The 275-nt window shown below is 44.4% G+C and carries 1 protein-coding gene; it reads right to left on the bottom strand.

Annotated elements, in window-relative coordinates:
• Nucleotides 1–235, bottom strand: a 235-nt coding sequence (locus ACNQ0T_RS24205; protein WP_417930494.1) for a GFA family protein, incomplete at its 3' end; no start/stop codon positions are given.
• Nucleotides 236–275 lie beyond the last annotated feature (40 nt).

The raw sequence follows: 275 nt of genomic DNA on the forward strand, positions 1-275 counted from the left end.
GATAAAATAGATGCGTACCACACTGCTTACAGAAAGCCCTTTCGGCCCATTCCGATGAAGCGAAACGAGTAATAAACTCTCTACCTTCAATTTCAGGTTCGCCTTCATAGCCGATGGTCATTCCAGGACCACCATTCCATTTTAGGCACATGCCACAGTGGCAAACATGAACGGTATCGATAGGCTGATTGATAGTCAGTTTGACTGACCCACATAAACACTGTCCTTTAGGCATGATCCTGTCCTCTATTGATGCTGTTAGATTCAAAAAAGGG

Source organism: Enterobacter cloacae complex sp.6700776, assembly GCF_048284255.1.
Classification (GTDB): Bacteria; Pseudomonadota; Gammaproteobacteria; order Enterobacterales; family Enterobacteriaceae; genus Enterobacter; species Enterobacter intestinihominis.